Origin of the sequence: Sphingorhabdus sp., assembly GCF_044354325.1 — a bacterium.
Taxonomy (GTDB): domain Bacteria; phylum Pseudomonadota; class Alphaproteobacteria; order Sphingomonadales; family Sphingomonadaceae; genus Sphingorhabdus_B.
The window spans coordinates 1-4,937 of record NZ_JBILAF010000137.1 but is presented as its reverse complement, the minus strand read 5'-3'; the positions used below and the strand labels follow the sequence as shown (position 1 = coordinate 4,937).

5 protein-coding genes and 1 tRNA gene are annotated in these 4,937 nt (G+C 57.2%); 1 reads left to right on the top strand and 5 read right to left on the bottom strand.

Going from position 1 to position 4,937, the window contains the following annotated elements; genetic code table 11:
* The 5 genes from betI to ACIQ0G_RS10185 all read right to left on the bottom strand — a co-directional run.
* On the bottom strand, nt 1-564 hold a 564-nt coding region (betI, locus tag ACIQ0G_RS10205; protein ID WP_397577813.1), incomplete at its 3' end, for a transcriptional regulator BetI.
* Between the two features lie 298 nt (nt 565-862).
* A tRNA-Thr gene (locus ACIQ0G_RS10200) sits at nt 863-938 on the bottom strand.
* An 18-nt stretch (nt 939-956) separates the two neighbouring features.
* Nucleotides 957-1,805 (bottom strand): hypothetical protein, encoded by an 849-nt coding sequence (locus ACIQ0G_RS10195; RefSeq protein ID WP_397577812.1) that lies wholly within the window; start codon nt 1,803-1,805, stop codon nt 957-959.
* Nucleotides 1,806-1,830: 25 nt separating this feature from the next.
* The gene (locus tag ACIQ0G_RS10190; protein ID WP_397577811.1) at nt 1,831-3,156 is read right to left on the bottom strand and encodes a replication-associated recombination protein A; all 1,326 of its coding nucleotides are present in this window, start codon (nt 3,154-3,156) and stop codon (nt 1,831-1,833) included.
* A 48-nt stretch (nt 3,157-3,204) separates the two neighbouring features.
* Nucleotides 3,205-4,371 (bottom strand): glycosyltransferase family 4 protein, encoded by a 1,167-nt coding sequence (locus tag ACIQ0G_RS10185; protein WP_397577810.1) that lies wholly within the window; start codon nt 4,369-4,371, stop codon nt 3,205-3,207.
* A gap of 35 nt (nt 4,372-4,406) precedes the next feature.
* Between ACIQ0G_RS10185 and ACIQ0G_RS10180 the strand changes: the two genes are divergently transcribed.
* Nucleotides 4,407-4,937, top strand: a 531-nt coding sequence (locus ACIQ0G_RS10180) for an MOSC domain-containing protein (protein WP_397577809.1), incomplete at its 3' end; no start/stop codon positions are given.

The window sequence follows — 4,937 nt, the reverse complement described above, 5'->3', positions numbered from 1 at the left end:
ATCAAATATCAGGTCGCGCGCCAACCCATTCTGCAGCGCGACGCCGCCATTCATCGCGGCGCGTAACCAAACACCGTCGATCATCGCGGCGATGGTGTCCGCCATGGGCACCACTTCAGACGCGTCGACAATCTGCCGCAGATCAAACTTCAAATTAGACAACATGCGCTGTTGATGCGCCCGCTGCACGCGAGCAAGTTGCGGCACATGAAGCGCCTGTCCCCAGAAAGACAGCCAAACCCGGGCGGTTTCCTCGGAAAAGTCGTTGTGCCCCAAATGGGAGTCCACCAGCGCCTGTATCCGCGCGCGGGGCCCAGCAGCGAGCCGGAGACGCGCCGTCGCCTGATTGTTCAATTGACGCACTACGGAGCGGAAAGCGGCCTCAAGAAGGGCTTCTTTGCTCGCAAAATAATGAACGATCAAAGCTGCCGATATCCCGGCATGGTGCGCAACTTTGTTGAACGTAAATTCAACTATTCCATATTCAGCCAAAACACAGATAGCCGAGGCGATAATATGTTGGCGACGATCAGCTCGAATCTGTAGCATAAGAGGGGATATCAAATATTGAACACCTATTCAATCATGCCTATCGCGGGGCGTCATTTACCTCCATCCACCCGTTGTCACTACGCCCGTCACAAACTTGCCAGCGGCGGGATCGCAGACTGAACGCGCACGCGGTTCGCGTCAGGAGGAGCCTTCAGTGGGACGACAAATCACCTAATGGCGCGATAGGCATGTCATTCGCATGTTCTGGCCATCGGCTGGCGGGGCAGTGGGCGGCCGGCGGCAACGCCGGTGGGTGCGACGTTTTCGACCGCGACTTGCGTGGACAACGGCATCTAAGTCTTTGAAAAAGTGGTGCCGGCTACAAGGTTCGAACTCGTGACCCCCTGATTACAAATCAGGTGCTCTACCAACTGAGCTAAGCCGGCACTGTGGCGCCCATTGCCTCAAATGATCCCAAAGGTCCAGCCCTCAGTTGCGGCTATTTCGCAATTTAATGCGGTTGGCGTCCAAAATTGTGGATTTGAGGCGGTTGCGCGCAGCCATGCGGCGGTAAGCAGGGCATCTGTCGCATGGTCGGTGTAGCGTTCGAGCGGCGTGTGGGGCAGGGAATCCAACGCACTGAGAGCGTCGTCCAGCCCGCTTGCGTCGCGAATCTTGCTGCGGCCTTTGGCGACGCCTGCGGCGCGTGCGGCGATGGTTGTGTATATCTCCACCACCACAGGCCCGCGTTCGGGCAACGGATCAAACGGCCATATGGCGACATGTTCGCGGACATGGTTTAGAAAGCGCATGCCCGCAAAGCTTGCTTTGGCGACTTGTGACGCGCCGATGGCGTCGAAGACGGTCGAGATCTTCCCGCTACTGTGCTTGTTCAACAACTCGCACTGCCGCCAGTGTAAGAATGTCGATTTTACGCCATCGGCAGCGCCGAAATAAAAATGGCGGCGATGGTGTTTTTCAAGGAATGAGGCGGCTCCCAAATCGGGATCATCGCAAATGCCGTCAACATAGGCCCAAAAAGGCTTGGCAGTTGTCGGCAATGCATCGCCCGGTAAATAGGCGCCGCGCGCAATCATGGGGGGCGCGAAGCTGAAGTCGAAGCCAATCAGCAAATCATCATCTTGCGCGAGCAGCCAATCGGCAACCGCCTGACGCGACCAAATGCCGGAAGGCGCAGGAACAAGGCGCGGGGCTTCATTGCCGGCTTCGCAGACGGCAAGGGCGATGCCGGGATGGCGGCTGCCCTTCGCCCCCGACCAATCGGCGCAGGCAAAACGCGTAAAGGGCCGCATCAGGCGTTTGGGCAAAGGGTTGCGGTCATGTCGCGTCTGGATCGGTTTTGCGCGCGCGCAGACGGTCCCAATATTGCAGCCGTTCTATGATCTTGCGTTCAAAGCCACGTTCGACGGGTTGATATAGCTGCGTTGGCGGAACTTGGTCCGGCCAGTAATTGGCGCCGGAAAATCCGTCCGCGCTGTCATGGTCATACGCATATCCCGCGCCATAGCCGATGTCTTTCATCAGCTTGGTTGGCGCGTTCAATATGTTCGCCGGCGGCATTAATGATCCAGTGTCGCGTGCCAGCTTCCACGCGGATTTCTGCGCTTTATATGCAGCGTTCGATTTTGGCGCGGTCGCAAGATAGAGACAAGCCTGAACAATGGCGACTTCCCCTTCGGGACTGCCCAGAAATTCATAGGCGTCCTTTGCGGCGAGACATTGGACAAGCGCTTGTGGGTCGGCGAGGCCGATATCTTCGCTGGCGAAACGGACGAGGCGACGCAGCACGTACAACGGCTCTTCGCCCGCCACCAACATACGGGCCATCCAATAGAGCGCAGCTTGCGGATCGGAGCCGCGCAAGCTTTTGTGCAGCGCGGATATCAGGTTGTAATGGCCTTCGCGATCCTTGTCATAGACGGGCATCCGCCGTTGCAGTAGCGCCGCCATCGCAGCCGGGTCGAGCGGGTTTTCGATTCTGATGGAAAACAGGGTCTCGGCTTGATTAAGCAGGAAGCGACCATCGCCGTCCGCGCTCGATATCAACGCGGATTTGGCATCGGCCGTGACGGGCAGGGGGCGTTCCATGATATCTTCTGCGCGCGCGAGCAATGTTGCCAATGCGGCGTCATCAAGACGGTGGAGCACCATGACCTGCGAACGCGACAGCAACGCGGCGTTCAATTCGAACGACGGGTTTTCCGTTGTGGCGCCAACGAGCGTGACCAAGCCGCTTTCGACAAAGGGCAGAAATCCGTCTTGCTGCGCGCGGTTGAAACGGTGGATTTCGTCTACGAACAACAAGGTTTGCTTGCCCGTCCGCGCCATGGTTTCGGCTTCGGCAAACGCCTTTTTGAGGTCCGCAACGCCGGAGAAGACTGCGGAGATCGGTTTATAATGCATGTTGACGGCATCGGCCAGCAAACGCGCAATGCTCGTCTTTCCAGTGCCCGGCGGACCCCAGAGGATCATGGACGACAATTTGCCCGCGGCCACCATTCGGCCAATGGCGCCCTCTGGTCCGGTCAGATGCTCCTGACCAATGACCTCACTCAGCTGCGCAGGACGAAGCTTATCTGCCAGTGGCGCTGTTTTTGGCAGCGTCTCTGTTTGTGCGGGTTCGTCGTGAAAAAGGTCGCTCATGTGTATTGGGATCCGGTACCGGGCAGCCTGCCTATCACAGGCAGCCCGTCAGCGCGCGGCAATAGCACGCGCGGCACGTTGACGGATGAGGCGCAGATATGTGTCTGCAACGGTCTGGTTGATCGCATCCCAGCTATAGTCGAGCGATCTGCGCTCGCCTATATTGCCATGTTCAGCGCGCAGGTCGGTGTTTACGCAATAGGCCTGCAATGCGTCGGCAAACTGGTTGATTGCGCCGGGCGTAATAAGGCGTCCCGACACTTTGTCTTCGACCAGACTTTGGCTGCCGGTTGCTTTTGCGGCGACGACGGGCAGTCCGCAGGCCATTGATTCCAGCGTTACGTTGCCAAATGCTTCCGTGACCGACGGGTTGAAAAACATATCCATGCTCGCGACGGCTCGTCCGAGATCGGCGCCAACCTGAAAACCTGCAAATTTGGCATCTGGTATCCGCGATTCAAACCATGCACGTGCGGGGCCGTCTCCTATCACCAAAACCTGATGCGGGACGTTACGTCGTTTCAGTTGGTCAATGGTGTCGGAAAAGACATCAAGACCCTTTTCCATAACCAGTCGGCCCAGAAACCCGATGACCGGTATATCATCCGATATGCCAAGCCCGCGCCGCCACTCCATGTCACGGCGACCTGGATTAAATATCTCCCTGTCGACACCACGCGACCAGATGTCGATGTCATAGTTCATCCGTTGCTGGCGCAAGACCTGAGCGAAGCTCTCCGATGGCGCCACCAACGCATCACATTTGCGATACAGGCGGCGGATCCATGCTTCGACGACCGGCTCGATGAAGGACATGTTGTAGTAGCGGAAATAGGTTTCGAAACGGGTGTGCACCGAACATAGAACCGGCAAGTTCTGCTTTTTTGCCCATTTGACTGCCTTGCGTGAAACCCGGTCAGGGCTTGCGATGTGGACAATATTTGGATTGAAAGCCTCAAGATCGCGTCGAACGCTTCGCGATAACGACAATGGTATGCGATATTCGGGACGAAAGGGAATGGCCATCGAAGGCACTGACACCAGATCGCCAGTTGCTTCAAACGCGGGATTTTCTACGGTAGGTGAATAAATACGCACTGACGCGCCTTGGCTTAAAAGATATCCCACCAGACGGTTGAGCGCCTGATTGGCGCCATCGCGTACATAATTATAATTGCCGCTGAAAAGCGCAATGCGAAGGTCGCTGGTGTGCATTTCTGCGCTTTTATCTGCGGTAAAGCAAAATGCCAATGGGAATGCTGCATTTCGTGGGATATGCTGTGGCGATGATTTTGACCCAGGTTGATACGCTGCTGATTGGCGGCCCCAAGCCCTTCCGCGCTGACGGCACGATGAGCGCCATGGCCCGCGCGCCTGTGGACCGGCCTGTGATGCTAGGCAAAATGGGGTTTGCCGGCGATCAGGTGGCCGACCCAACGGTGCATGGCGGCGTTGATAAGGCGGTGCATTTTTATCCTGCTGAACATTATCCCAAATGGATCGCCCATTTTGCAGCGGAAGGTTTTACGAATCCCAAACTCGATTACGCCGGCGCCTTCGGCGAAAATATCAGCGCATCAGGGCTGACCGAGGACAAGCTGCGCATCGGTGACAAGTTTCGGATCGGGAAGGCCTTGGTTGAGGTTGCACAGGGGCGTCAGCCATGTTGGAAGCTGGACCATCATTTCGGCGTGCATGGCCTGTCCGGGGTGGTCATTAGCTCAGGCCGCTGTGGTGGCTATTTCCGCGTGATTGAGGAAGGCGAAGTCGCACCGGGTGAC